The sequence below is a fragment of the Streptomyces sp. NPDC101151 genome (assembly GCF_044768335.1).
GTDB lineage: Bacteria > Actinomycetota > Actinomycetes > Streptomycetales > Streptomycetaceae > Streptomyces.
This window is the reverse complement of record NZ_JBIWPP010000014.1, coordinates 50,020-72,750: the sequence shown is the minus strand read 5'-3', so window position 1 is coordinate 72,750 and position 22,731 is coordinate 50,020. Positions and strand designations below refer to the sequence as shown.

Below are 22,731 nucleotides of genomic sequence, written 5' to 3'. Positions count from 1 at the left end.
ACCGAGGCCGCATATGCAAGCCGAATCCGCGGGATGCTTGGGCAAAAGAGGGGCAGCTGCCAACTGTCGTGGGGGCACGTCCACCGCTATCGTGGACACAACCGGACAGCTGTCCGTTCCTGGAAACGTAGCGGACAGCTGTCCGGTTAGCAAGGGCGAGGTTCGGCCACGAACCCTCGAGGAGGACGAGTGCAGCAGAAGAAGGACGCACCCCTGCGCTCGGATGCGCAGCGCAACCGTGAACGCATCCTGGAAGTGGCACTCGTCGAGCTGACGCACTGCGCGGACGCCCCGCTGAGCACGATCGCCAAGAAGGCCGGCGTCGGACAGGGCACCTTCTACCGAAACTTCCCCAACCGCGAGGCGCTCGTCCTCGAGATCTATCGCCACGAGATGCAGCAGGTCGCCGACAGCGCGGCCCATCTTCTCGGGACCCGCACACCGGAACAGGCCCTGCGAGCATGGATGGACCGGCTCGCCGAGTTCGCCATGACCAAGGCCGGCCTGGCCGACGCGATCCGGCATGTCACCAGCGCGCCGGGAAGCCCGGCGAAGCCTGCCCCCACTCCGGTGACCTCCGCCGCGGAACTCCTGCTCCGCGCGAACGAGGAGGCCGGCACCATCCGCCCCGGAGTCGCCGCGGACGACTTCGTCCTCGCCATCGCCGGCCTCTGGCAGCTCGACCCGCGCGAGGACTGGCAGCCACGCGCCGCCCGGCTCCTCGACCTGGTCATGGACGGCCTGCGCACGGGCGCGCCCGGCCGGTGAGCGCCGCCGTGTCGCTGTCGCACCGGCCGAGGGGAGCAGCAGGCGGGTACGGGGAGGCAGGCGGGTGCGGGAGCGTCTGGCGAGTTCGTCGGCGGACTTCGCTCCCTGTTCGCGCAGCCGGGCAAGCAGGGTGGGGTGGCCGGAGCGTCCGGCGGCCTCGAGCGCGGTCATCTCGTCGTATCCGATCCGGTTCGGACCGCACGTGGCAGGCCCGGCCACAAAGCATCGGAGCCCCCCACCGAAATGACGGTGCAGGGCTCCGAGAGGATGAGCGATCGCGCCCGGACGGACGCGCTACTCAGTACGAGTGGTGGGCCTGCCAGAACGACCAGGCCTGGCAGGGGCTGCCGTACCTCTCGTTCATGTAGTTGAGGCCCCACTTGATCTGCGTGGCCGGGTTGGTCTGCCAGTCTGCGCCCACACTTGACATCTTGGAGGCGGGGTATGCCTGGACGAGACCGTAGGCACCGGAGGTCGGGTTGACCGCCCGATAGTTCCAGGTGGACTCGTGGTCCACGATGTTGCTGAAGCACTGGAACTGGCCCGCGCCCACGATCTGACGCGCCAGCGCCTGGATCTGCGCGACGGTGTAGGAGCTCTGGACCGGGAAGCTGGAGGCATCGCGTGTCGCGGAGCGGCTGGCCGTCTCCCGGGCCGCCTTGCGCTCCTTGGCTTCCTCTTCGGCCTTTTTCGCAGCCTCCTGCGCGGCCTTTTGCGCAACCTTCTGCTTGGTCACCGCGTCCGCGGCGGCCCGCCTGCGGGCCGACTCCTCGGCGATCTTCCTGGCACTCGCGTCGGCGGCGATGGCCTGTGCGTCGGCCTGCTGCGTCAAGGACGCGGTCTGCACCCGAGCCTGCTGACCCGGCGGCATGTCAGCGAGAAGCATCGCGTCGGTGGCCGTCGCCTCGGCGTCACCTCCGGGCCGGCCGGTGCTGCTTGAGGCAACACCGGAAACGGCGCCTACGGCGGTGACCGCCGTGGCCGAAGCCACCGCGAATCCCCGGACTGAAATCCGGCTCACGCCGGCCTCCCAACTGCCGGATCGCGGGCCACACAGGCCGTGACAGCGGCACCGAGACGGCCAGCGGTCCGCCCGGCCGAACGGTCCAAGTACATGAGATCCCCTCCCCATGCGAAGTGCGGTCATCGCCTCCTATACGCACGGGGCCGGCGCCAGGTTGCATCGGATCTGAACCCACTTCCGAGGTCGAGGACGAGCGTTCTCCGGGGTGTGCGGTGTCCCACCATCCGGCCCCGCCGAGGACCTCGCAAACGGCGCCCCGCCGAACTCCACGGCACCGAAGGATCCGGTTACGGCTACGGCCACCTGCCCCGGTGATCAGTGAAGGATGTTGTTCCGGGGGTGCGGCGCGGGCCCGGCCTGGATCGCGGGCCCGTCCACCGCTACCTGACCACCGATCTTGAGGTGCTGATCGCCTCGCCTCCGGCGTCTCGAAGGGCACGTCAACCGTTCAGGACGGTCAGGCGGCAGATGTACGGACGAGGATCTTTCCGACTGCTCCGCACCCGCGTTCTGCTGCCGTCGTTTCCATCACAAGAATCCGGCCAAACCCACGTTCAATCATCCCCATCAACGGCCGGATCCCTGCTACTTGAAACCCATGCATGCCGCGCACCCGTACACTCACTGCTCGTTTGTGCCAACGGGGAAGGGATTTCAGCAGTGAACCAGCACGACGGCGCCCGTGTCGCGCGCCCGGCACTCGGCGATGCACCGATCTACGACAGGCTCGTCGCCGAACGCGGTGACCCAGCTGAGGTGAACCGCACGGCCGCACGGATCATCCACGAGTCGGGCCGGGCGATGGACTTCGGTCCGATGCGTGCCCTGCACGCCTGAGGGCGCCGTGTGCCGGCCGCGCCGTTACGACGCGCTGCCGGCTCACGATGCTCGGTGACCGCCGGGCAGCGGCGGGACCGACGGACTCAGACAGACCGACATCCAACCGCAAGCAGGTGAGAACCCGCAGCCACCAGCTCCGGGTAGGGCTCAACCATGCGAGCGGCCGCCAACGCCGACTGGAACAGGTCGGCATCGCGGAAGTCACTGCTGCCATTCCGCGTCGCCGCCGCGAGCATGGACCATGCCGGGTCCTCGATGCTGCATCTACCAGGCCAAGGACACGGGCAAGACTGTCGAACCGGGCGACGCCCGCCGGCCCACGCTGCCGGGCCCAGCTCGTGCCCGGGCGTCGCGCATCCACCACCTGGCCCGGGTCCAGGCCCACTGTTCTGGCCATGACGGCCCACCGGTATTCCGGGCCCGGCGACATGACACGCAGCATGACGGATCTGAGCCGGTGACGCTCTTAGGGTGCGGGTATGCCTCGACGTCGTCCTCACGCGGCCGCACAGAGCACGGCCCGACCACGGCATGCCTGGTGGTGGCGTTCACCCCGGCGCCAGGGCTGGGTCTGGTGGCTGCCACTGGTCGTCGTGCTGGCCGACATCGTGGCGGAGCTGGCCATTCACGGCAAGGAGCCGGTGAGTTTTCTGCTCGTCGCCGTGCCGCCGCTGACCGCCGCGACACGCGGGCCGCGGAGCACGGCCGTGTCGACAGCGGTGTGCCTGGGGCTTCAGCTGTGGATGGCCGCGCGGCGGGCCGGTCACTTCGCGGAGCAACATCATGTCGCGCTGTACGTGTCCACGCTGTTCATCGGCATCGTCAGTACGGCCCAGTCGTGGCAGCGCGAGCGGACGGAACAACATCTGGTGCATGCTCACTCGGTGGCCGAGGCCATGCAGCGTGCCCTGCTGCGTCCGGTGCCACGGAGCCTTGGACCGGTACGGGTCGCCGGGTTCTATGCCGCAGGCGTGGGAGGAACACTCGTCGGCGGCGATCTTTACGACGTGTGCGAGACGCCCTTCGGTGTTCGGGCGATCATCGGCGACGTGCGCGGCAAAGGCCTGGCAGCGGTACAGACCGTAGCCGCGGTCTTGGGCAGCTTCAGAGTCTCCGCGCACGAGTGGCCGAGCCTGAGGAACCTGGCCCAGCGGCTGGAACTCAGCATCGTTCGCAACAACCCGTCCGGCGACCCAGGAGATCCGGAACTCTTCGTGACCGCCCTGGTCCTGGAAATCCCCGACTCGGGTGATGAGGTCAGGATCGTAGATCGTGGACATCCGCCCCCGCTCGTGATCGGACCGCGGGGCGTCCGGCAACTCGGTACCTCACCAGCACTGCCCCTGGGCCTCGGAACGCTGTCCCCGAACGGTGCTCAGGCAACCGTCCATCCCCTTTCTCCCGGTGAGGTGCTCGTCGTCCATACAGACGGATTCAGCGAAGCCCGCGACACGAGCGGTGCCTTCTATCCGATCCAGGACCGGCTTGCGGCGCGGTTCGGCGGTCACGAGGCGCCCGAGCCCGAGGCCGTGGTGTCCTTCCTCCGTGAGGACGTGGAGGACTGGTCGCAGACAACGGAGAACGACGACCAGGCGATCCTCGCCCTCACTGTGCGATGCACCAGCAAGACAAAAGCAGGTGGCCATGCAGACCCCTGAGGGCGACACCGCCGCCCTGACCGCCCGGCACGCCGTCTCCGCCGGCACCCGCGTTCCCCTGCTCCCATCCCCGGACTCGGCACCGTCTGCCCCTGGACCAGCCGCGAGGCCACCAGTGCCGAGCAGGGCCCCGGCTTTCAGGTGACCATGCTGGTCTTCGAGAACGGGCTCTTCGAACGGCTGGAGCCGTTCGCCGGTGAACTGGACGCCGACGGACTGCGCGAAGCAGGCGTGGACCTCCGCTTCAACACCACCGTCACCTCCTTGGCCCGCGAGGGCGGCGAGGCCCGAGGTGCGGATCACGCTCTCCGACGGCGGGCAGCTGGCCGCGGACGAGATCCTGCTGGCAACCGGCCGCGCCCCGCAGACCCGCGCCGTCGGCGACGTCAACCGCCGCGCCCTGATGACGCATCAGGGCAAGTACCAGGCCCGGATCGCCGGCACCGTCATCGACGCCCGCGCCAAGGGAGGGCCCGTCGACGACGCCCCCTGGGCGCGCATCCACCGCCGGCCACGCGGCCGTCCCCCAGGTCGTCTTCGCCACCCCCGAGATCGCCTCCGTCGGCCTGACCAGCCGCGAGGCCGAGCAGTGCGGGCGCCGCATCGCAAGCGTCGACTACGACCTCGCCCGCGTCGCCGGCGCCCACCAGTACGGCTGGGACTACTGCGACCGGGCCCGCCTGGGTTGACTCATGACCATTGGACAAGGCCCCCACTCGTGCCTCGAGCCAGGCGGACAGTCGGTGCGATCAGTGCGGGCATACGACGACGGTCCTGATGCAGACGATCACGATCTACATCTGGAATCAGCCCCTTGAGACTGCCACCGTGCCGCAACAGCACACCTGGGCGACAAGTGCTTTGCGGCAGTGCCGCGGCGCACTCAGGACTGCTGCGCCGCCTGCCACACCGGCTACGTGCCCAGCCCCGACACCTACGTGGCCTCCCCGGCTCCAGACACACACCGGCGGGCCGCGCAGCGCGCACCACTGACCCGGGCCCTGTGCGGCCCGGGGACAAGTGTGCGCCGGGCGACCGTCGCAGAGGCAAGGTCCGGCCGCCCCACTTCCCTTCACCCCTTCGAGATCAGGGAAAGCTGTCCATGACTACCACGGTCACCGACACCGACAAGAACTCGGATGCCGCCTGCTCCGCAGTCGCGACGGAGATCGGCCGTACGGACGGCAAAGCGTCGATACTGCTCGCCTTCAACGGCGCTGTTCCTCGCCGGCCTGGCGTCCGTCGCCGACGAAGACCTGCCGCCAGCGACCACAGTCTTCGGTGCGCTCGCTGTTCTCACCCCGGGAGCAGCCGCCGTGCTGCTGCTCCCGGTCGTCCGGCCTCGCCGGCATGGCCACGACAGTGCGTCCGTTCCGCACTGGGCGCACCTGGCTGCTTGACGGTGCGACAGTGGGAGGAAGGCCCGCCGGCGCGTCCCCCAGACGGCGCCGCACGTCGAGAGCCCTGCGAGTTGCTGACCGTAGACGTGCTGGACGGTGGTGACGTGCCGACGCGCCACTGGCCGACGGCCCGTCAGAAGTTGTACGGCTTTTCGGTGTTCCAGTTCAGCACATCGGCCTCGTTCCAGCTGAACTGCGGCTTCTGGCCCTTGGAGTCGACTGAGTAGAAGGGGCCGATGTGACCGTCCGCGCCGCGCAGAGCGATGGCGAACGAGTGCGCCGTGTGGTTCTTCGAGCCGTAGTCGAAAAGGTTCACCGCGCTGTATACCTTGCCTCCGGGCCGGAGCGTGATGTGCTTGTCGCCGCCCGGGGTGTCCTTCTTCGAGTGCGGCAGTGCGGCGCCGTCGACGTCCTCGCCGAGCTTCACTGCCGGGTACGAGGTGACCCAGCATGGCTTGGTGCCCTCGTTCGACGCCGTGACCAGCAGGTGGTCGCCCTGCTGACCGGCGAACCGGTGCACGGCGGTGACCAGCATCTCGTCTCCGCGGCACTGCTGGGCGCCGGCGGTTGTGCCCTTGCCCGCGACCTTGTTCGTCCCGCCCGAGGCGGTCGCCGAGCGCACCTTCTCCTTGACGTCACCACCGCTGTTGGCCTGCTCCGCGCTGCCCTTGCCGTTGGACGCCGACGGGCTCTGCGCGGTGCCAGCGGCGTGGTCGCCGCCCGCTGCCTTCGAGCCGTCCTCAGCGCCACCGCAGGCGGTCAGGCCCAGCGCCAGCGCGGCGGTGACGGCGGCCAGGGTGGCGGAACGGGCGGTACGGCGGGCACGGTGCGTGGTCATGATGATGGCTCCCCCATGGTCTGTCAGGACGCGGCGCCTCCCCCTGCTCCCGCGGGGCGACCGGCCGCATCGGCTGTTTCGCTGCACCCCGTGAGATGACGTCGGTGCGGGCGTTGTTCCCCCGGGTCTGTCCGCATTCGGTAACAAGGCAACTGGGCACAGACACACCGGTGTTCACGCCGCGTCCGTCAACGGTGCAGCGCCTCCGGCTGCTGCGGCACAGCGAAGGCCAGCAAGGCGCTCCCGCCCCGCCCGCGGAACGGTTGGCCAGCGGTCCACCGCGTACGCGACCCCCGCGGCGCCCAGCCCCAGCACCGCCGGTGATACCCCGGCAAGCGCCGGTGATGTCACGCCGAAGCCTGTCCACGAGTGCCAGGCAGCCGAGCCACACTCCCCCGGCGTCGGCCAGGTTGAACGGCCTGGTTGGCCGAGGACGCCAGGAACGGGGCCGCGGTGGCCTTCTCCCTGACCATCAGATGGTGAGGGGGGAGACCTCACACGCTTTCCGGGGTATTTCTGGCCCCGGCTTCCCAGGTCCTTCACAGGTCGGTCCCCCAGACGCTGGGGGTCTGGAGGACAACGGAGCGTGAGTGCCGAAGCGGACCGTGCGAATGCTGCGCGGCCGAACTGTGCCGAAGCACGGAAGCCGTCACCAAGGCTGGCGCTGACCTGCGTTTCCGCTTGGTCGAAGCAAGGAAAGTCGTCACCAGATCGGCGCGCTTCTTGTCACTCCGTCCCGCAGCACGGCTGATGTCTGAGTCGGCCCAGCTGACGGTGCGGATCGAGCTACCCGCCGTCGCGAGGGGCGCCGCCCGGAGTCGCGGCCATCCCCGTGGACTCCAAAGCCTTGCGGGCGACGAGATAGCCCGCGATTCTGAACGCCAGTTCGTGAGAGCCGGACGCATCGGCGCGGGCATGCCGGAGCACCACCCGAGTGGCGGTCACGACTCCGTGCTCGGGCAAGCTCAGCTGCTCCTCGATGCCTGCGGCGGCAGCCGCGAAGAAGCGTGGCAGGTCCTCGGCAGGTTCGTACTCCACTGTCAGCCCATGGGCCACCTCGAAGGCGAAGCCCTCGGCTGCGGGCTCGAAATCCACCGCGATCTCCGCGAAATGCGGCGCGCAGTTCTGCTTCTGATGCAGCACGCGCACGCCACGGAGCGGATACGGCGGAAACCGGGGCGACGCTGACGTCATGCGGGAACGCTACCCCCTGCGCGGTACCCCGCCTGCGCCTTCGACCTTGGTGACGGTAGAGCCGTGTTGGTGACGACTGTCGTGCTTCGGCTCATGAACTGTGCCGAGGCTCAGTAGTTGTCACCGCCATAGCCGGATGACGTGGCGAGTGGAATCGATCGAAATAGGTGGGCTGGCACAAACGAGGCAAGCGGCTTGTCACATACCCTCACTCGGCAGCACTTCTGTCAGGGGCTACGAAGGGCGTGTGACAAGCCCGACAGCTCATTGGATCAGATCGGTATGCGGATGCTCGGGAGAGGCCGGGCAGACGTAGAGCTGCATATTGTCGGTGCTGCCAACTTCTACCGCGGTCGGCTGCGAGGGGCGCTGGCCAGCGTAATGACCGGCGGCGTAGGCGGCGGCTTGGTCTTCGTACGGCACCCAGCCGCGTCGCGCGCCACCGTCCCATTCGAAGGAGGCGATGGTCAGCAGCGGGACCATCTGCACATCGCACACACCGCAGTATCGGCGGTACGGGTCGGTGCGGCCCCACGGCGGCCAGCCCCCGACCTTCCAGCCGGGAGCGGCAGCCAGATTGCAGTCATAGAACTCCGCCGGACAGTCCGCGTACGAGCTGTCCACGCCGACATCGGCTGCCTGCCATCTGTTCCAGTCCTCCACCATCAGCCGCATCTCCGGGCTGAGATCGAGGCTGTTGGGATACTCGGTGATTGCTTCTGGTGCCAGCAGACACGGCTCCGGCACATAGCCCGGCCAGTCCGCCTCGTACGGTTCTGGCGGTGTGGCGAGGATGTCGACGACCGCGACGGCGGACCGCCAGAACAGTGCGGTCGACGGCTTGTAATCCGGATCATGGTCGTAGGGGCACCAAAGAACCTGGAGCAGATCGGCCCGGCCGGGCGGCCGCAACAGGGATATGTCGCGCAGATACAGCTGGGCCACGGGCAACAGGGGCACCGGGCAGTCCGCGGGCCACGGGGGGCTTGCGCCGTGTCGCTCCGTGAGCATCGCGGCGTTCCGTTCCTTTGTCGCCTCTTCCTCGGGCGTGATAGCGGGACCATGCGGATCACGGTGTCGCCGGGCCCGCATGCGCCTCTCGAGCCGCACTTCTGCCGGAGACTGGCGAAACCCACTGTCCAGGTGCGAGCCTTCGCAGTGCGGCCACGGCTCTGCAGACGGCCACAGCAACGGGCCGCCCACGGAACTGTCGCGCACCGAGGGCGCCCCGGCACGTGGATGCAGCCGAATCGCGGCACGTGCCAACGGAGCCAGCTCAGGAAAGACCGCGGTGACGTCGACAGGCCGCGGCGGAGTAGTACGTACGAAAACCATGCCGGTGATCTTTCCACCAGCCACTGACAGGCCCCGGCCGCCAGTCGGAGCGGGCCGGCCGAGACCGGCCGGCGCTGGGAGAAAAGACGATCGCTCCTCAGGAAGGCTTCGTGGATGTCGTCGCGTCGGAGCAGCAGCCCTCGTCAGCAGTGGCCTGCTCTGCCTCGGGGTCGTGGCCGTGGTGGGCGCCACGACGGCGGACCTGTGCAGTTGCTCCGCACCACCCCATCCACACACAGCCGCAGCCAGCCCATGAGCCCTGCTCAGAGTCGCGTGTAGTCACTGGCTCCGGTCAACCGTGTCACGTGTCCTGTGCCATCGAACCTTGGTCTCGTGCCATCGAGGTTTGACCGTTCACCGCGACCTCGACCTGGCGGGTGCCGATCCGGGCCCCTGACCCACCTCATGGCCCGCGAATGATCAAACTTCGTTGGCCCGGGACAGCAACGCTGTTGTGGCGAGCCTCGTTAGGTGTCGCCGCCGGACTCAGCTGACCTTGCGGCGGCTGCTGGAGGCCTACCGCGGCTGATCCGGCGGCTGCGATCATGTGCGCGTCCTCATCACGGAGCCGTTGTTCTTGAAGTCGACCTTGGGCACGTGGTGCAGGAATTGGCCGTCGTTGGAGCGGTCGCGTGCCAGGCGCCCGTACGGTGGGAAGCTTTCGGCCGTGCAGCACGTGTATCGCTCGGTCTGACGGGTCGCCGATGCACGATCGCCGTGGCGGCTGTTACGCGCTCCTCTGAGCCCACCTATCCCGCGGCCCTTTCACCGGCGCTTGCCTGCCACTTGCGTCCCATCGCTCGGAACAGGGCCGGGTACACCCCCAGATACCGGAAGGGCTTGATGGCGGCCATGTAGAGGATGCCGAACCGCCCGTTCGGCTTCACCAGGACGGCCATCTGTCCGCGATAGCCGTCGGCCTTGTCCGGGACCCAGCTGATGTGCATCACCGCGTGCACGGTTCGGTTGACTATCTCGGCCGCCCACTCGTCGTGCAGTTGGTAGACGGAGGTGAACGGAAGTGATTGGGAGTCGGGTCCCCGGGGGCCTTCTCGGAGGTCTGCCGGCAACCGGTCGCGCAGCGTCGGCACCTGGGCGTCGATGCCGGTGCCGTCCTTGTCCCAGCCGAGCAATCTCCCGAGCATCCAGCGGATCGCGAAGAGTCCGCGGTACACGGGAGAGGAGATCGCTGTCTTGGCGCCCCCGCCGTTCGCGATCTGGCCCACGAGGTGCGGGAGATCGTCGGGCCCTCCTGGAGTCGGAAGGGCCCACACGTCCTCAAGACGGAAGTCGCGGGTGATCTCGTGGATCCGCCAAGGGCGGTACGTGTGCGCGGTTCCGGGGAGTCTCATGAGCTGATCCTCTTCTATACGATGGCGTATAGAAGAGGTTAGACCCAGCTATACGGCACCGTATAGATGATGCGGAAGACGTGAGGGGAGCCACATCATGGCCAAGGCCCGTACGCCTCGCGGCAGGTGGATCGAGGAGGGCTTGCGAGTGCTCGCCGTCGGCGGCCCGGAGGCCGTACGGATCGAGCCGCTGGCGCAGGCGCTCGGCGTCAGCAAGGGTGGCTTCTACGGCTACTTCCGAAATCGGGACGCCTTGCTCAGCGAGATGCTCGACACGTGGGAACGCGAGGTCACCGAGGCTGTGATCGAGGATGTCGAGAGCGAAGGGGGAGATGCCCGCGCCAAGCTGGACCGGCTGTTCACACTCGTCTCTTCATTCGCCGACGGGCCAGTGACCGGCACCGAGATCGACCTCGCGATCCGCGACTGGGCCCGGCGCGACGAGGCCGTCGCACACCGACTCCGACGCGTCGACAACCGGCGCATGGACTATCTGCGCTCGCTGTTCAGCTCCTTTTGCGCCGACGAGGACGACGTCGAAGTCCGCTGCCTGCTCACCTACTCAGTGCGGATCGGCAACCATTTCATCGCCGCCGACCACGGCGGCCGCAGCCGCGCAGAAGTGATGGAGCTGACCCGGAAATGGCTCCTGAGGTAGCGCCTTCCCTCGACCCTCGCACAGTTCCCCGTGGAGCAAACATCACCTCGACCCTCACGTGACGGGTCACCGACGTATCGGGGGTGCGACCGGACCAACGTAAGCGAAGCCCCTGCCGTTGGCGGTATGCCGACAGCGGACGACGCCGACGAAGTCGCGGGAGCACCACCGTTCACGCGAAGCGACGGTGAGAGCTGGTCATCCCGGGTCAGGTGTGCAGTCGCGCGAGTTCGTCTGCGCGGCGGTGGTCCTTCGGACGGCCGAGGGCTCGCCGCATGCGGACCAGATCGTCAAGCGCGGCATAGCGAATGGTGAAGCCGGCCGGGTCACGAGTGATCTCGGCCCCCATCAAGCAGGGAGTGACATCCATGGCGCCCCAGGGCAGAGCGGGGGTGCACAGGTCTCCGCTGGCACCGGTGACCCGGTACCCCACCTGCGAGCGGTCGAGATCGGGCAGTTCGGTGCAGCCGCACAGGGCGAGGGCGTCACGCAAGGCGTGCGCCTCGTCAGGGGTCCCGTCCCAGAGCAGGTCGAGCCGGCGTGTGGTCGACTCCTCCCATGTCAGAGCGGGGGCAGCACACGGGTCCCTCGCCGGTCGACCGAGGCCGGGCCGGCTCAAAGCACCACCTGATCACCGACGGGCAGGGCACCCCGGCTCGCAGGCCCGCTGACCGGCGGCAACCGCAACGACGTCACCCACCCAGTCCAGCCGCGGGGCTGCGTTCAGTTCGGCCAGCAGGACCTCGAGATCCTGCGGCAAGTAACTGGCACTGGATGTCGGTGTGCAGCACGTACAAGATTCCGCACAGCACCTCCCGGTCCGGCAACGGTTTGCGACCCGCATACCGGAAACGCCGCTCACGCTGCCGCAGCAGAGGTTCAAGGCGCTCCCACGGGTCATCCGACACGATCCACGGCGATATCCCCACACCGGACCGAACGCTCAACTGCCGTCCCGGACACGGCAATCAGGGCCGATCCACCTCATTGCGCTAGCCGTTGTCAGAGGCCCTGGCGGGCGCCGCCCAGTTCTCTGGTTTCCGCTGTCTGGCGATCCATTTGCGCCGGCAGGCGCCCTTCTGCCTTCCACACCGCAGCAGCTTCACGTGGTGGATCCAGGCTCAGTCGCTGCGGCGAGGAAACGCGCGGAAGCGGCATCGAGCTCGTGGGTGCAGATGTGGTCGGGCAGCACGGACTTCAGCAGGTTGATGTCTTTCAAAAGATTCAGCGCGTGGTGCGCGAACGCTGTGGGCGATGTTAGCTGCGAAAAAAAATCAAAGCCGAGGCTGCGGCCGCTGCTCTCTTTGATCAGGTTGATCAATTGCGCACGGTCGATACCGAGCGCAGCACCCGCCTCGAGCCCTGCCATGGCGATGCCCATATGGGCTGAAAAAAGGGCATTGTTGATAATCTTCGCTCGCTGTCCAGATCCAGCCGGCCCGAGCAGTGCGATCTTCTTACCGAAAGTGCGGAACACCGGCAGCGCCGCGTCGAATGCTTCCTGCCGACCGCCACACATGACCGTGAGTGTGCCCGTCTCGGCCGCAGCGGAGCCGCCGCTGACCGGTGCATCGATCAGCATGATGCCCTTCTCGGCGCACTGCCGTTCCAGCGTGATGACGGTGTCGGGCAGTACGGTGGAATGGACGGCGATTCGGCTTCCTGCTTCCATTACCGGGATCAGTTGGTCAGTAATCTGGAACACATCCGCGTCATTGAACACGCAAATTCCGACGTGCTCACACTGTGCGCCAAGCTCCGCGACGCCGGCCGCAGCACTCGCACCCTTCATCGTGTAGGAATCGAGTACCTCGGGGCGCCGCGCCCAGACCACCAAGGGCAGACCGGCATCGACAATCCGATGCGCCATGGGCCCGCCCTGGTCGCCAACACCGATGAAACCGATCGTCTCAGCCACATCTAACGCTAACCCGAGGCCCCTGCTGCCGACCACTTCTACAGGCATCGATGGGCTCGTGTTGAGCGCTTTGCCTTCATGCCACCCCCGTGCACAGGAGTGGCTCGATTGGTTCGCGGCTCAGGCTTGCTGTCAGCATTTCTGAAATCCTGGGTATCCGCCTCGCGCTCGGCTCCGGCAATCAACGCTTTTCGGCATGGAGAAAAAGCCCACGCTGCCGGTATACACAGGACCAACTCGTCTTGTCCATGGGAGCAGGCGTCTTCTCGGGACTGCCGTCTTTCGCCTCGCTGTCCTGGCAACGAGGGCACCTCACCCCCGTCCCCCTCCATCCGCCGGTGCAGCACCACCACATTCTCGAGTGCACGGTTCCGCCGCTCGAGTTCCTCCAGTCGGGCCCGCTCATCAAGCGTCAACGTCTCTCGGTGCCAAGGTGGACCTTCGCCATCGGCGTACCGGACGAGCGCACGGGTGGGCCATCCCCGCCTCGTCGCGGGAGCAGCAGCGCCGGGGCTGCCCTCCGGACGGGTGACAGAGGAACGCTTCTGCTCCGATTGTCCGCATACGAGTGGAGCCCGAGGAGCACAGGTGCAGATGACCTTGATCGTCCTCACGAAACGAGAGCCCCTGTGCGTCTCAGGAACACCGTCGCCGCCGCTTGCGGTGCCATTGCCCTCACGGCCGTCCTGGCCACGCCCGCCCATGCCGCCACCGGCGACTTCGGCTACAAGGTCGTCGGTCTGAACGGCGAGCCCGTGGCGGTCACCCTGCACGACCCGCCGAGCGGTGAGTGCGTCACCCTCGCCGAAGTCGCGGACCCGTCCGCTTCGGAGCCGGCCTTCGCCCCGCACAACGACACCGACGCTTTTGCGGTCGTCTTCACCGGGGCCGACTGCACGGGCAACTCCTGGACCCTCCGCCCCCACGGCCTCCCGGCCACGGACCGCCTGAAGCTCCGCTCGGTCCTCTTCCTCGACGGCTGATCCACTCGACCAGGGCCCCTGTCCACGGGGCCCTCCCCGAGCCGCGTGCCTGTCCACACACGTTCGGGTGCATGCCGATGCCCGGACATTGCGGCCGGCCGCCGGGTGCGGATGATTGATCACGTCGCGGTTCAGGTCATCGCCGGCACGGCCACCAGCCGCTCGGTATCGAAGGTGACCACGTGCTGCGTGCCGGTGGTGGCCGCCGCGAGGCGCTGCGGGTCTCCGCCGAGGTCGCCCCGCCCGCTGTTGTGGCCGGCGGCTTGATCACCGTTGGTACCGAGTGGGAGAACCCCGACATGCAGGAAGCAGACGCCGAGACAGAGGTGTTGATCGTCGGTGGGGGGCCGGTCGGGCTCACTGCCCGAGCGCTGCTGTCACGCTGGGGCGTGCGGGCCCTGACGGTCGAGAAACACCACGACCTGTCACCCTTTCCCCGGGCCCGGCTGGTCAATGTGCGTTCGATGGAGATCTATCGCCAGCTCGGGGCCGCTGCCAGGATCACGGCCAACGCGTTCGCCCCGGAGTACGGCCGGGTTCGCTTCCGCGACACCTTGTACGACCGCGACTTCGCCACGGCGGCGATGGTCGGGGTCCACGCGCCGGTTCCCGAAAGCCCCGTGACCGGAGTGGTCACCTCGCAGGATCGCCTGGAACCCGCCCTGCTCGCCGCAACAGACGCACCCGTGCGGTTCGGGGTCGAGGTGATCGACCTGATGGAAGAGGCCGAGAGCGTCGTGGCCGTACTCGTAGACCGTCGAAGCGGTGCGCAGACGCGGGTCCGCGCCCGTTACGCAGTCGCCGCCGACGGTGCGAACTCCACCGTCCGGCAGCGGTTGGGAATCGACACCGTCGGCCCGGGGGCGTTGGGGGGCTTCACCACCGTCGTGTTCGACGCCGACCTCGAGCGCTGGTGTGCCCGCCGGCCCGCCGGGGTCTACGTCACCGCGCACGGATCCTTCGCCCCGCTGTACCCCGAAGGAGGCTGGGCCTGGTTCGGTCCCTCACCCGACGACGCTGCGGGCACCGACTGGTCCGACCTCGTCTCGCGCGCCCTCGGCCCCGGCGCCGGCGTACGGGCCGACGTGGTGCGGGTTCAGCACTGGGTGATGAACGCGTTCGTCGCCGAGCGTTTCCGGCATGGCCGGATCCTGCTGGCCGGCGACGCGGCGCACGCGCTCCCCATCACCGGTGGCCTGGGCCTGAATACCGGCGTCGCCGACGTGCACAACCTGTGCTGGAAACTGGCGGGTGCTCTCCAAGGGTGGGCCGAGCCGAGCCTGTTGGAGACCTACGAGACGGAACGACAGCCCGTCGCCCACCGGACTCTGCACCAAGCGGTGACCAACACCCGACTCCTGATCCGCGTGCAGAACCGCCGCCGCGAGCAACTCCGGAACAGCGGTGTGGCGCCGGTTCATGTCGAACTGCCCTGGACGGACCAGTACTTCGCCCAACTCGGTCTCGTCCTCGGCGTCGCCTACGACTCCGACGCCGTCCTCACCCCTGACGGCACTCCACTCGAGCCCTCGGGCATGGGCACGGACTACGTCCCGACGGCACAGCCGGGCCATCGCATGCCACACCTCTGGCTCACCGACGACCGCTCCACGCTCGATGCCGTCGGCGAATGGTTCACCCTGCTCACCCCGGACCCCGCCCACTGGGCGCGGTACGCCACCGCCTCATGGCCGCTGCACATCGAGGCCCTCCCCGACGAGCACACCGACCCCTGTGGGCTCGGCCCACAGGGAGCACTGCTCATCCGGCCTGACGGCCACATCGGCGCCCACTGGCCGGACCGCCCGCCGAGCGATACCACCCTCCATCACGCTCTCACCGCACTCACGCGTTCGACGACCCCCTGACACAGTCCGGCCGTGTACGGGCAAAGGGCCGTGCCGAGGACTTCCCGGCCGACCACCTGTCGCCACCCCCTGGTTCATAGACTCAGCGTTATCGCAGCGGCGACACCCCCCAGGCCGAGAGCGAACGCGGCTTCGCCCCAACCGCCCGTACCCCAGGGGAACAACCGGTCCAGGGCGAGGCGGCCGGGGCCGATGGCCGCGATGGACAGGGCGACCACGGCGATGCAGACGCTGTACTCCACGCCGCCGTCGGTGTCCCACAGGCCGTGAGCGCCGGAGACGGTCGCCATGGCATTGATCATCACGCCGATCAGGGCGGCGGCCGCGAGTGGGGTGAACAGCCCGACAGCCAGGCCGAGGCCGCCCAGGAGTTCGGACAGGCCGCCGATCACGGCGAAGAGCTTTCCCGGGCGGTAGCCGAGGCCGGCGAAAGCCTGACCGGTCGCTGTCAGGCCGTCTCCTCCGAAGATCCCGAACACCTTCTGAGCGCCGTGTGCCGCCATCAGCAGTCCGAAGGTCAGCCGAATGAGCAAGAGACCCCAGTCGGCGGCGGACGACGCCGGTGCGGCGGTGGCGTGCGATCGCGATCCGGTAGGGCTCGAAGGACGGTGCAAAATCCGTTTCGCATGCATGACAAGGCTCCGGGTAGGAACGCCGGAACGGGCGTTTCCCCCTGCTCGGACGGACGCCGAGGCACCGGTCGATGGAGAGTTCTGCCTGCGGTGCAGAGCGTGGACCACCACTGCCGATCCTTCCGCGGCGACCATGATCGTGCATCTGGGCGGCGCGGCCGTCGAGCGGCCGTCCCGCGGCTGTCCGGCAGCCCCGTCCGGGCCGGCCTCGACGGGTCCGGGGGGCGAGCGGGCTCGCGGGTCCGGCGTCCGGTGTGGCGGTAGCCTGCTCGTGAGGGCAGCCATGGGCGATGAGGTGTGCATCCGGCTCCTCGGCGGTTTCGCGGTGGCGGTCGAGGACCGCCCGGTCGCCGCCGGGGTGTGGCGGCTGCGCAAGGCCCGGAGCCTGCTGAAATTGCTGTGCATGTCCCCCGGTCACCGCATGCACCGGGAACGGCTCTACGACCTTCTGTGGCCCGACCTCGACCGGACGGCCGCGTCGAACAACCTCCACCAGGTGCTGCATGCGGTACGGCGCGCACTGGCCGCCACGGGGGCGCCGGGCGACCTCGTCGTACTCCGCGACGACATGGTGCTGCTCGGCCCCGACGGCGGGGTGCGGATCGACCTCGACGAATTCGACGAGGCGGCCCGGCGGGCCTCGGACGGTGGCGGTGCCGCGGACTACCGGGCCGCGCTCGACCTGGCCGGTCAGGAACTACTGCCCGAGGACCGCTACGAGCTGTGGGTGAGCGAGGCGGCCGAGGCGCTGCAGACGCGGCGCACGGCACTCCGGCTGGGCCTGGGTGAGGCTCTTGAGCACGATCACCGCACGGCCGAGGCCATCGACGTACTGGGATCCCTGATCGCCGAGGATCCTCTGCACGAGCCCGGCCACCGTGCGCTGATGAGGGTCCTCGCCGAGGCCGGCCGGCGCCGGGAAGCGTTGGCCGCCTACGAGCGGTTGCGGGACGCACTCCGTCTCGGCACCGGCGCCGACCCCGACCCGCAGACGCGCCGCCTCTACCGTGAGCTGCTGGCCGACTCGGTCGAGGGTCGGGAGCAACAGCCGCAGACCCGTCGGCACCATCAGGAGCAGCAGCCGCAGACCCGTCGGCCCGATCGGGAGGAGCGGCCGCAGCCGCCTCGGCACAATCTGCCGGCGTCGGCGACGGCTCTCATCGGGCGGGACCGCGAGATGGCCGAGGTGGAGGCGCTGCTCGGGCGGAGCAGGCTGCTGACCCTCACCGGGGCCGGCGGCTGCGGCAAGACCCGGCTGGCGCTCGCCGTGGCGGCCCGCCGGAGCGACGCCTTCCGTGACGGGGCGTGGTTCGTGGACCTGGCCGGGCTGGTGGAACCGCACCTCGTGCCCGAGGCGGTCGCAGCGGCCCTGGGACTGCAGCTGCCGCCGTCCGGCGAGGGCCGGGACGCGCTGATCACAATGCTCGGCCACCGGGACATGCTGCTGGTGCTGGACAACTGCGAACACCTGATCGACACCTGCGCCGTGCTCGTCTCGGAGGTCATGACGCGCTGCCCGGACGTCTTCGTACTCGCGACCAGTCGGGAGCCGTTGCGCAGCTACGGCGAACGTGCTTTCAGGGTGCCCTCCCTGGGGCTGCCGGATCCGCGTCGGCTGCCGTCCGTGCAGGAGCTGGGCCGCTTCGCCTCCGTGCGGCTGTTCGTGGAGCGTGCTGCGGACGCCGCCCCAGGATTCAGGCTGACCTCGCAGAACGCGGAGGCCGTCGCGCAGATCTGCTTCCGGCTCGACGGAATGCCCCTGGCCCTGGAGCTCGCGGCGGCTCGGGTGCATGTGCTGGCCCCACGCCAGATCGCCGAACGCCTCGACGACGCCATGACCCTTCTCGACCGGGGCAGCCGGCGCGCAGCGACCCGGCAGGAGACTCTGCTGGCCACCCTGGAGTGGAGTCACCGGCTGCTCGACGACCAGGAACGGCGCCTGTTCCGCCGGCTCTCGGTCTTCGCGGGCGGGTTCTCCCTTGCCGCCGCCGAGCAGGTGTGCGCCGCCGGTACCCAGGACGCCTCGGTGCTGGACCTCCTGGGCCGGCTGGCCGACAAGTCCCTGGTGGGGGTGGAGCCCCGGCCGGACGAGGTCCGCTACCGGCTGCTGGAAACGATCCGGCAGTACGCCGCCGGCCTTCTGCGGGCCGCCGGGGAACTGACAGCCACCGAGGCCGGACACCGGCGCTTCTATCTGGCACTCGCCGAGGCACGGGACCGCGAGCCGCCCACCGGCATCTGCGGGGCGACGTCGCTGGAGCTGGAGGCCGACTACGACAACCTCCGGGCCGCCCTGCGCTCCTTCCTGCGGCACGAACCGGAGAGCGCGCTGCGGCTGGCCGTCGCCCTGCGCTCGTTCTGGCCCGAACGCGGGCGCCTCGCCGAGGGCAGGCGCTGGCTGGACGACGCCCTGGCCGCCGCACCGGATCCCACCCCGCAGCGGGCGAGGGCCTTGATGGGACGCGCCGTGCTGGCGATCCGGCTCGGTGACGGTTCCCCGCTGGAGGACATCGCCGAGCGGATCGTCGGGATCCACCAGCGGCGGCGTGACCCGGCGGCGCTCGCCTCCGCCCACTGCCAGCAGGCCATCCTGCTCTGGATGCGCGGTGCGTGGGGCAGCGCCCGCACCGCGCTCGACCTGGCCCGTTCCTTCGCCCAGGAGGCGAGCGATCCCTCGGTCCTCGCTGCCGCCGCGTACCTGGAGGGGGTGTGGGCGGTCTGCCGTGGCGAGCACTCGGTGGCCCGCGAGACCTGCACGGAATGTCTGCGGCTGCTCGAAGAGGTCGCAGCGGACAACGGCCCGTTCTTCCCGGTCATGACACCTGGCTACGCGGTCGAGGAGGACGAGGAGGGGCGGGTGTCGGTGTTCTTCGAGGAGACGGTGCTCGCCGGCCGTACGGTCGGCCCGGCCCGGGCACGCGGCTACGCCCTGGCCGATCTCGCCTGGTCGAGCCGCCTCGGCGGCGACGCCGGCACCGCCGTCGAGGCGGCCGAGCGCAGCGCCGACTGCTTCCGCTCGCTCGACGACCCGCACGGCGAGTCCCTGGCCCTCAACGCTCTGGGCAACATCCACCGCAGCCGCGGCGACCGCGACGCGGCAAGGAAGTACCTCGACGCGGCGCTGGCGATCAGACGCCGACTCGGCGACCGCCGGGAGGAAGGCATCACTCTGGGTTGCCTGGGCCTCCTCCAGCTGGCCGACGGGGACACCGACAGCGCACAGGCGACCATCGCCCGGGTCCTCTCGGGCTTCGAGGAGACCGACGACCTCCCAGGCACCACCAACAGCCTGCTCCACCTCGGGCTCGTGGCCCGGACCGCAGGCGACTCGGCGCGCGCCCGCACCCTGCTGACCCGCGCCCAGCGCCTGGAGCACGTCGCCGGCTCGACCTCCGCCGCCGGCTGGGTCGGCCTCATGCTGGCGCAGCTGCAGTGGCGGACGGGCGAGCGGGAGGCCGCCGAAGCCACCGCCGCCCGGGCCGAGGCCCTCTTCACCCGCCTCGGCGACACCCGTGGCCCGGACGTCCTGCGGCGTTCGGTGCCCACCGCACCGACCGGCCAAAGCAGTTGCTGAGTGAGTGCTAAGAGGAGCTGCCTACGGTCCTGACCATCAGCGCGAACACTCACACCGAGGAGCCGACCATGTCGATCGACACGGCAAAGGGTGTCCTGGGGGACGCCACCGTCGCCGAACTGGAGGCGGGCCTGCGCGGCACCGTCGTACGCCCCGACGACGCCGGCTACGACCAGGCCCGCGCGGTCTGGAACGCGGCCCACGACAAACACCCGGCCCTGATCGTGCGCTGCGCGGGGACCGCGGATGTGATCCGCGCCGTCGAGTTCGCACGCAGCGAGGACCTGCTCGTCGCCGTGCGTGGCGGCGCCCACAGCATCGCCGGCTTCTCGACCTGCGACAACGGGATCGTCATCGACCTGTCCCCCATGAAGGGCGCGATCGTCGATCCCGTACGGCGCCGGGTCATCGCCCAGACCGGCCTGACCTGGGGCGACCTCGACCACGAAACCCAGGCCTTCGGCCTCGCCGTGACCGGTGGCCTGGTCTCCTCGACCGGTATCGCCGGCTTCACGCTCGGCGGCGGAGTGGGCTGGCTGCTGCGCCGCCACGGTCTGGCCTCCGACAACGTGACGGCGGCCGAGGTCGTCACCGCGGACGGCCGTGTGGTGCGCGCGGACCCGGACGAGCACTCCGACCTCTTCTGGGCCCTGCGGGGTGGCGGCGGCAACTTCGGTGTCGTGACCTCGCTCGAGTATCAGCTGCACCCGGTCGGACCGCAGGTCCTGGCCGGCCTGATCGTCTATCCCCTGGAGCAGGCCCGGCAGGTGGTCTCGGGCTGGCGTGAGCTGACGGGAGACATGCCCGACGAGCTGACGACGGTGATCAACCTGACGACCGCGCCTCCGCTGCCGTTCCTGCCCCCGGAGGTCCACGGCACCCGCATCGTGGTGCTGGTCGGGATGTACGCGGGCGACCCCGCGGCCGGCGAGGCGGCCGTAGGACCGCTGCGCACGCTGGGAACCCCCGTTGCCGACCTCATGGGCCCCATGCCGTACACGGCGATGCAGACACTGCTCGACCCGCTGTGGACGGCAGGCGCGCACAACTACTTCACGTCGGCGTTCATCGAGCCCTCCGACTCCGCGCTCGACGCGGTGCTGCGCCGCCACCTGACGACGCCCACACCCGCCAGTGAAATCCATCTGCACCAGCTGGGCGGCGCCTTCGCCCGCGTGCCGGCCGATGCCACGGCCTTCAGCCAGCGGGATCCGAGCGTGCTGTGCAACGTGGTCGTCCGGTCCCCCGACGCGACCGGCTTCGACGACTCCGTCGCCTGGGGCCGCGAGGCCCGCGAGGAGATCGCACGCCACGGCCGCGGGTCCATGTACGTCAACTTCACCGGGGACGCTGCCGAGGACAAGGTGCGCGCTTCGTATCCCGGGGCGGTTCACCAGCGGCTGGTGAGGGTCAAGGACGCCTACGATCCCACGAACCTCTTCCGCCTCAACCAGAACATCCGCCCGTCGGCCGCGGCGTGACCGCGTGAGCCCGGCGGCAGTGGTCGCCGCCTTGGTGCTCGGCCCGGCCGGAAGGGCCAACCGGTGGTCCGCTCGGGGACGTTGTCATCGGGACGGTGTTTCGAGCCCGGCCGTGAGGGTGCGTCCTGGGACGTCACCCGGGGGGCGAGGCGGTGGCGGTGCGGGGCTCGAGGAGTATGCGGGACGACTGGTCCACCAGGTCCCGGAGAACGGGCCGATAGGTCTCGTGGCCACCGAGTTCGTCCAGGATGCGGTGGGCGCGGTCGCGGAACTCGTCGATGTCCTTGGCGTAACGGCGCAGGACCGTGGGCGCGAGGAGCATGTCGGTGAGGTCCGTCCGGGCCTGCGCGGAGGTCTTCGCGGCGGAGTGCAGGGCCATGACGCGCTCTGTGGCAACGGAAGGCGTCTCTTCGAGGGCGCAGGCGAGCAGATAGGTCACGGTGCCGTTGCGCAGGTCCTCGTCGCGGCCGGACATGATGTCCTCCTGGTCGTTGAGGAGTTGCCACAGCACCCCGAAGACGTCGCCGAACTCGCGCCACAGCTCCACGCGCCGTCTGTCTGCGCCTGCGAGTTCCGCGGACATGGTGGTGATCATGCTGAAAGGTGCGCCGGACTTACCGATGTAGGCCGCGACCACAGACTCGCGTGTGGCGACGGCCGCCTCCCCGCGCAGGTCTCTGAGCTGGCCCTCGGCCGCCCTGACCGAGCACGCCACCAGCTCGGCCGACAGGACACCGCGGACCGGCTCCGCGGCCCGCATCGACTGAACGACGAGAAGCGGGAGGGACGTTCCTGCGAGCAGAGTGGCGATGAGCGCCTGGTTGTCAGTCAGGTCACCGGCCGCCCAGGTGCCCTGGGAGTCCGCCAGATCGTCCAGACAGCAGGCCGACGTCCACCACAGGTCATGGACGGCCGCCAGCGGCAGCGCCGGTTCGAGTGCTCCGGTCTCGACGGCGTGCACGACCAACGGCAGAACGGACAACGGGTATGTGAAGGTGCGGTGCTCCAGGAGTTCGGCCACGGCCGCGCGGGCCGTGGACGCCGAGGGACCGAGCAGGCCGAGTGCGGTGTCTCGCTCCGCTTCGATCCTGGCGGCCATCCGCCGATGCAGATCCGCGTACGACACTGCAGTCACGCAAGCTCCCCACCACCGAGTGCAATCGAGCACCGATTCGATCACCCCGCAAGGTGGGTCGCCAGATCGAATT

18 protein-coding genes and 3 pseudogenes are annotated in these 22,731 nt (G+C 69.2%); 10 read left to right on the top strand and 11 right to left on the bottom strand.

Translation table 11 applies throughout. From position 1 onward, the window contains the following. Positions 1–189 precede the first annotated feature (189 nt). Positions 190–768, top strand: a complete 579-nt coding sequence (locus ACIRU3_RS25030; RefSeq protein WP_404060134.1) for a TetR/AcrR family transcriptional regulator — start codon at positions 190–192, stop codon at positions 766–768. A gap of 298 nt (positions 769–1,066) precedes the next feature. Here the strand turns inward: ACIRU3_RS25030 and ACIRU3_RS25025 are convergent, their stop codons facing one another. Continuing rightward, on the bottom strand, positions 1,067–1,789 hold the full coding sequence (locus tag ACIRU3_RS25025; protein ID WP_404060130.1) for a transglycosylase SLT domain-containing protein: 723 nt from the start codon (positions 1,787–1,789) through the stop codon (positions 1,067–1,069). Between the two features lie 663 nt (positions 1,790–2,452). On the opposite strand from ACIRU3_RS25025, the gene ACIRU3_RS25020 reads away from it, so the two are divergent. The 3 genes and pseudogenes from ACIRU3_RS25020 to ACIRU3_RS25010 all read left to right on the top strand — a co-directional run. After that, a complete protein-coding gene (locus ACIRU3_RS25020) occupies positions 2,453–2,629 on the top strand; it encodes a hypothetical protein (RefSeq protein ID WP_404060127.1) in 177 nt (58 codons plus the stop codon). A 596-nt stretch (positions 2,630–3,225) separates the two neighbouring features. Further along, complete coding sequence (locus tag ACIRU3_RS25015) at positions 3,226–4,290, top strand: PP2C family protein-serine/threonine phosphatase (RefSeq protein WP_404060124.1); 1,065 nt, start codon at positions 3,226–3,228, stop codon at positions 4,288–4,290. Beyond that, positions 4,265–4,973 (top strand): annotated as a pseudogene (locus tag ACIRU3_RS25010) (FAD-dependent oxidoreductase); the annotation flags it as partial. The gene ACIRU3_RS25015 and the pseudogene ACIRU3_RS25010, both read left to right, overlap by 26 nt. Before the next feature lie 525 nt (positions 4,974–5,498). On the opposite strand, the gene ACIRU3_RS25005 reads toward ACIRU3_RS25010, so the two are convergent. From ACIRU3_RS25005 to ACIRU3_RS24985, 5 genes are all read right to left on the bottom strand, one after another. Beyond that, on the bottom strand, positions 5,499–5,642 hold the full coding sequence (locus ACIRU3_RS25005) for a hypothetical protein (protein ID WP_404060121.1): 144 nt from the start codon (positions 5,640–5,642) through the stop codon (positions 5,499–5,501). Positions 5,643–5,823: 181 nt separating this feature from the next. Next, positions 5,824–6,528, bottom strand: coding sequence for a DUF4232 domain-containing protein (locus ACIRU3_RS25000; protein ID WP_404060118.1), 705 nt, complete (start codon positions 6,526–6,528; stop codon positions 5,824–5,826). Between the two features lie 786 nt (positions 6,529–7,314). Beyond that, the gene (locus tag ACIRU3_RS24995) at positions 7,315–7,722 is read right to left on the bottom strand and encodes a hypothetical protein (RefSeq protein ID WP_404060115.1); all 408 of its coding nucleotides are present in this window, start codon (positions 7,720–7,722) and stop codon (positions 7,315–7,317) included. Positions 7,723–7,986: 264 nt separating this feature from the next. Then, the gene (locus ACIRU3_RS24990) at positions 7,987–9,057 is read right to left on the bottom strand and encodes a hypothetical protein (protein WP_404060112.1); all 1,071 of its coding nucleotides are present in this window, start codon (positions 9,055–9,057) and stop codon (positions 7,987–7,989) included. A gap of 749 nt (positions 9,058–9,806) precedes the next feature. Beyond that, the gene (locus tag ACIRU3_RS24985) at positions 9,807–10,409 is read right to left on the bottom strand and encodes a DUF2867 domain-containing protein (RefSeq protein WP_404060109.1); all 603 of its coding nucleotides are present in this window, start codon (positions 10,407–10,409) and stop codon (positions 9,807–9,809) included. A gap of 97 nt (positions 10,410–10,506) precedes the next feature. On the opposite strand from ACIRU3_RS24985, the gene ACIRU3_RS24980 reads away from it, so the two are divergent. Continuing rightward, positions 10,507–11,067, top strand: coding sequence for a TetR/AcrR family transcriptional regulator (locus ACIRU3_RS24980; RefSeq protein ID WP_404060106.1), 561 nt, complete (start codon positions 10,507–10,509; stop codon positions 11,065–11,067). A gap of 208 nt (positions 11,068–11,275) precedes the next feature. Here ACIRU3_RS24980 and ACIRU3_RS24975 read toward each other — a convergent pair whose 3' ends face one another. Then, complete coding sequence (locus tag ACIRU3_RS24975) at positions 11,276–11,560, bottom strand: hypothetical protein (protein WP_404060103.1); 285 nt, start codon at positions 11,558–11,560, stop codon at positions 11,276–11,278. A 71-nt stretch (positions 11,561–11,631) separates the two neighbouring features. Here ACIRU3_RS24975 and ACIRU3_RS24970 point away from each other — a divergent pair. Continuing rightward, positions 11,632–11,764, top strand: a pseudogene (locus ACIRU3_RS24970) (IS5/IS1182 family transposase); the annotation flags it as partial. Positions 11,765–11,770: 6 nt separating this feature from the next. Here the strand turns inward: ACIRU3_RS24970 and ACIRU3_RS24965 are convergent. Both ACIRU3_RS24965 and ACIRU3_RS24960 read right to left on the bottom strand, forming a co-directional pair. Then, positions 11,771–12,035 (bottom strand): annotated as a pseudogene (locus ACIRU3_RS24965) (transposase); the annotation flags it as partial. A gap of 134 nt (positions 12,036–12,169) precedes the next feature. Next, positions 12,170–12,985 (bottom strand): NAD(P)-dependent oxidoreductase, encoded by an 816-nt coding sequence (locus ACIRU3_RS24960; protein ID WP_404060100.1) that lies wholly within the window; start codon positions 12,983–12,985, stop codon positions 12,170–12,172. Positions 12,986–13,614: 629 nt separating this feature from the next. Between ACIRU3_RS24960 and ACIRU3_RS24955 the strand changes: the two genes are divergently transcribed. Continuing rightward, positions 13,615–13,968, top strand: coding sequence for a hypothetical protein (locus tag ACIRU3_RS24955; protein WP_404060097.1), 354 nt, complete (start codon positions 13,615–13,617; stop codon positions 13,966–13,968). A gap of 182 nt (positions 13,969–14,150) precedes the next feature. Further along, entirely contained in the window at positions 14,151–15,836 is a 1,686-nt protein-coding gene (locus tag ACIRU3_RS24950; RefSeq protein ID WP_404060094.1) for an FAD-dependent monooxygenase, read from the top strand. 74 nt (positions 15,837–15,910) lie between these two features. Here the strand turns inward: ACIRU3_RS24950 and ACIRU3_RS24945 are convergent, their stop codons facing one another. Then, entirely contained in the window at positions 15,911–16,468 is a 558-nt protein-coding gene (locus ACIRU3_RS24945) for a DoxX family protein (RefSeq protein ID WP_404060091.1), read from the bottom strand. Between the two features lie 283 nt (positions 16,469–16,751). Between ACIRU3_RS24945 and ACIRU3_RS24940 the strand changes: the two genes are divergently transcribed. Beyond that, positions 16,752–20,042: an AfsR/SARP family transcriptional regulator gene (locus ACIRU3_RS24940; protein WP_404060089.1), complete on the top strand. Its 3,291-nt coding sequence runs from the start codon at positions 16,752–16,754 to the stop codon at positions 20,040–20,042. 68 nt (positions 20,043–20,110) lie between these two features. Then, positions 20,111–21,523 (top strand): FAD-binding oxidoreductase, encoded by a 1,413-nt coding sequence (locus ACIRU3_RS24935; RefSeq protein WP_404060087.1) that lies wholly within the window; start codon positions 20,111–20,113, stop codon positions 21,521–21,523. A gap of 133 nt (positions 21,524–21,656) precedes the next feature. Here the strand turns inward: ACIRU3_RS24935 and ACIRU3_RS24930 are convergent, their stop codons facing one another. Continuing rightward, the gene (locus tag ACIRU3_RS24930; protein ID WP_404060084.1) at positions 21,657–22,658 is read right to left on the bottom strand and encodes a polyprenyl synthetase family protein; all 1,002 of its coding nucleotides are present in this window, start codon (positions 22,656–22,658) and stop codon (positions 21,657–21,659) included. Positions 22,659–22,731: the final 73 nt, after the last annotated feature.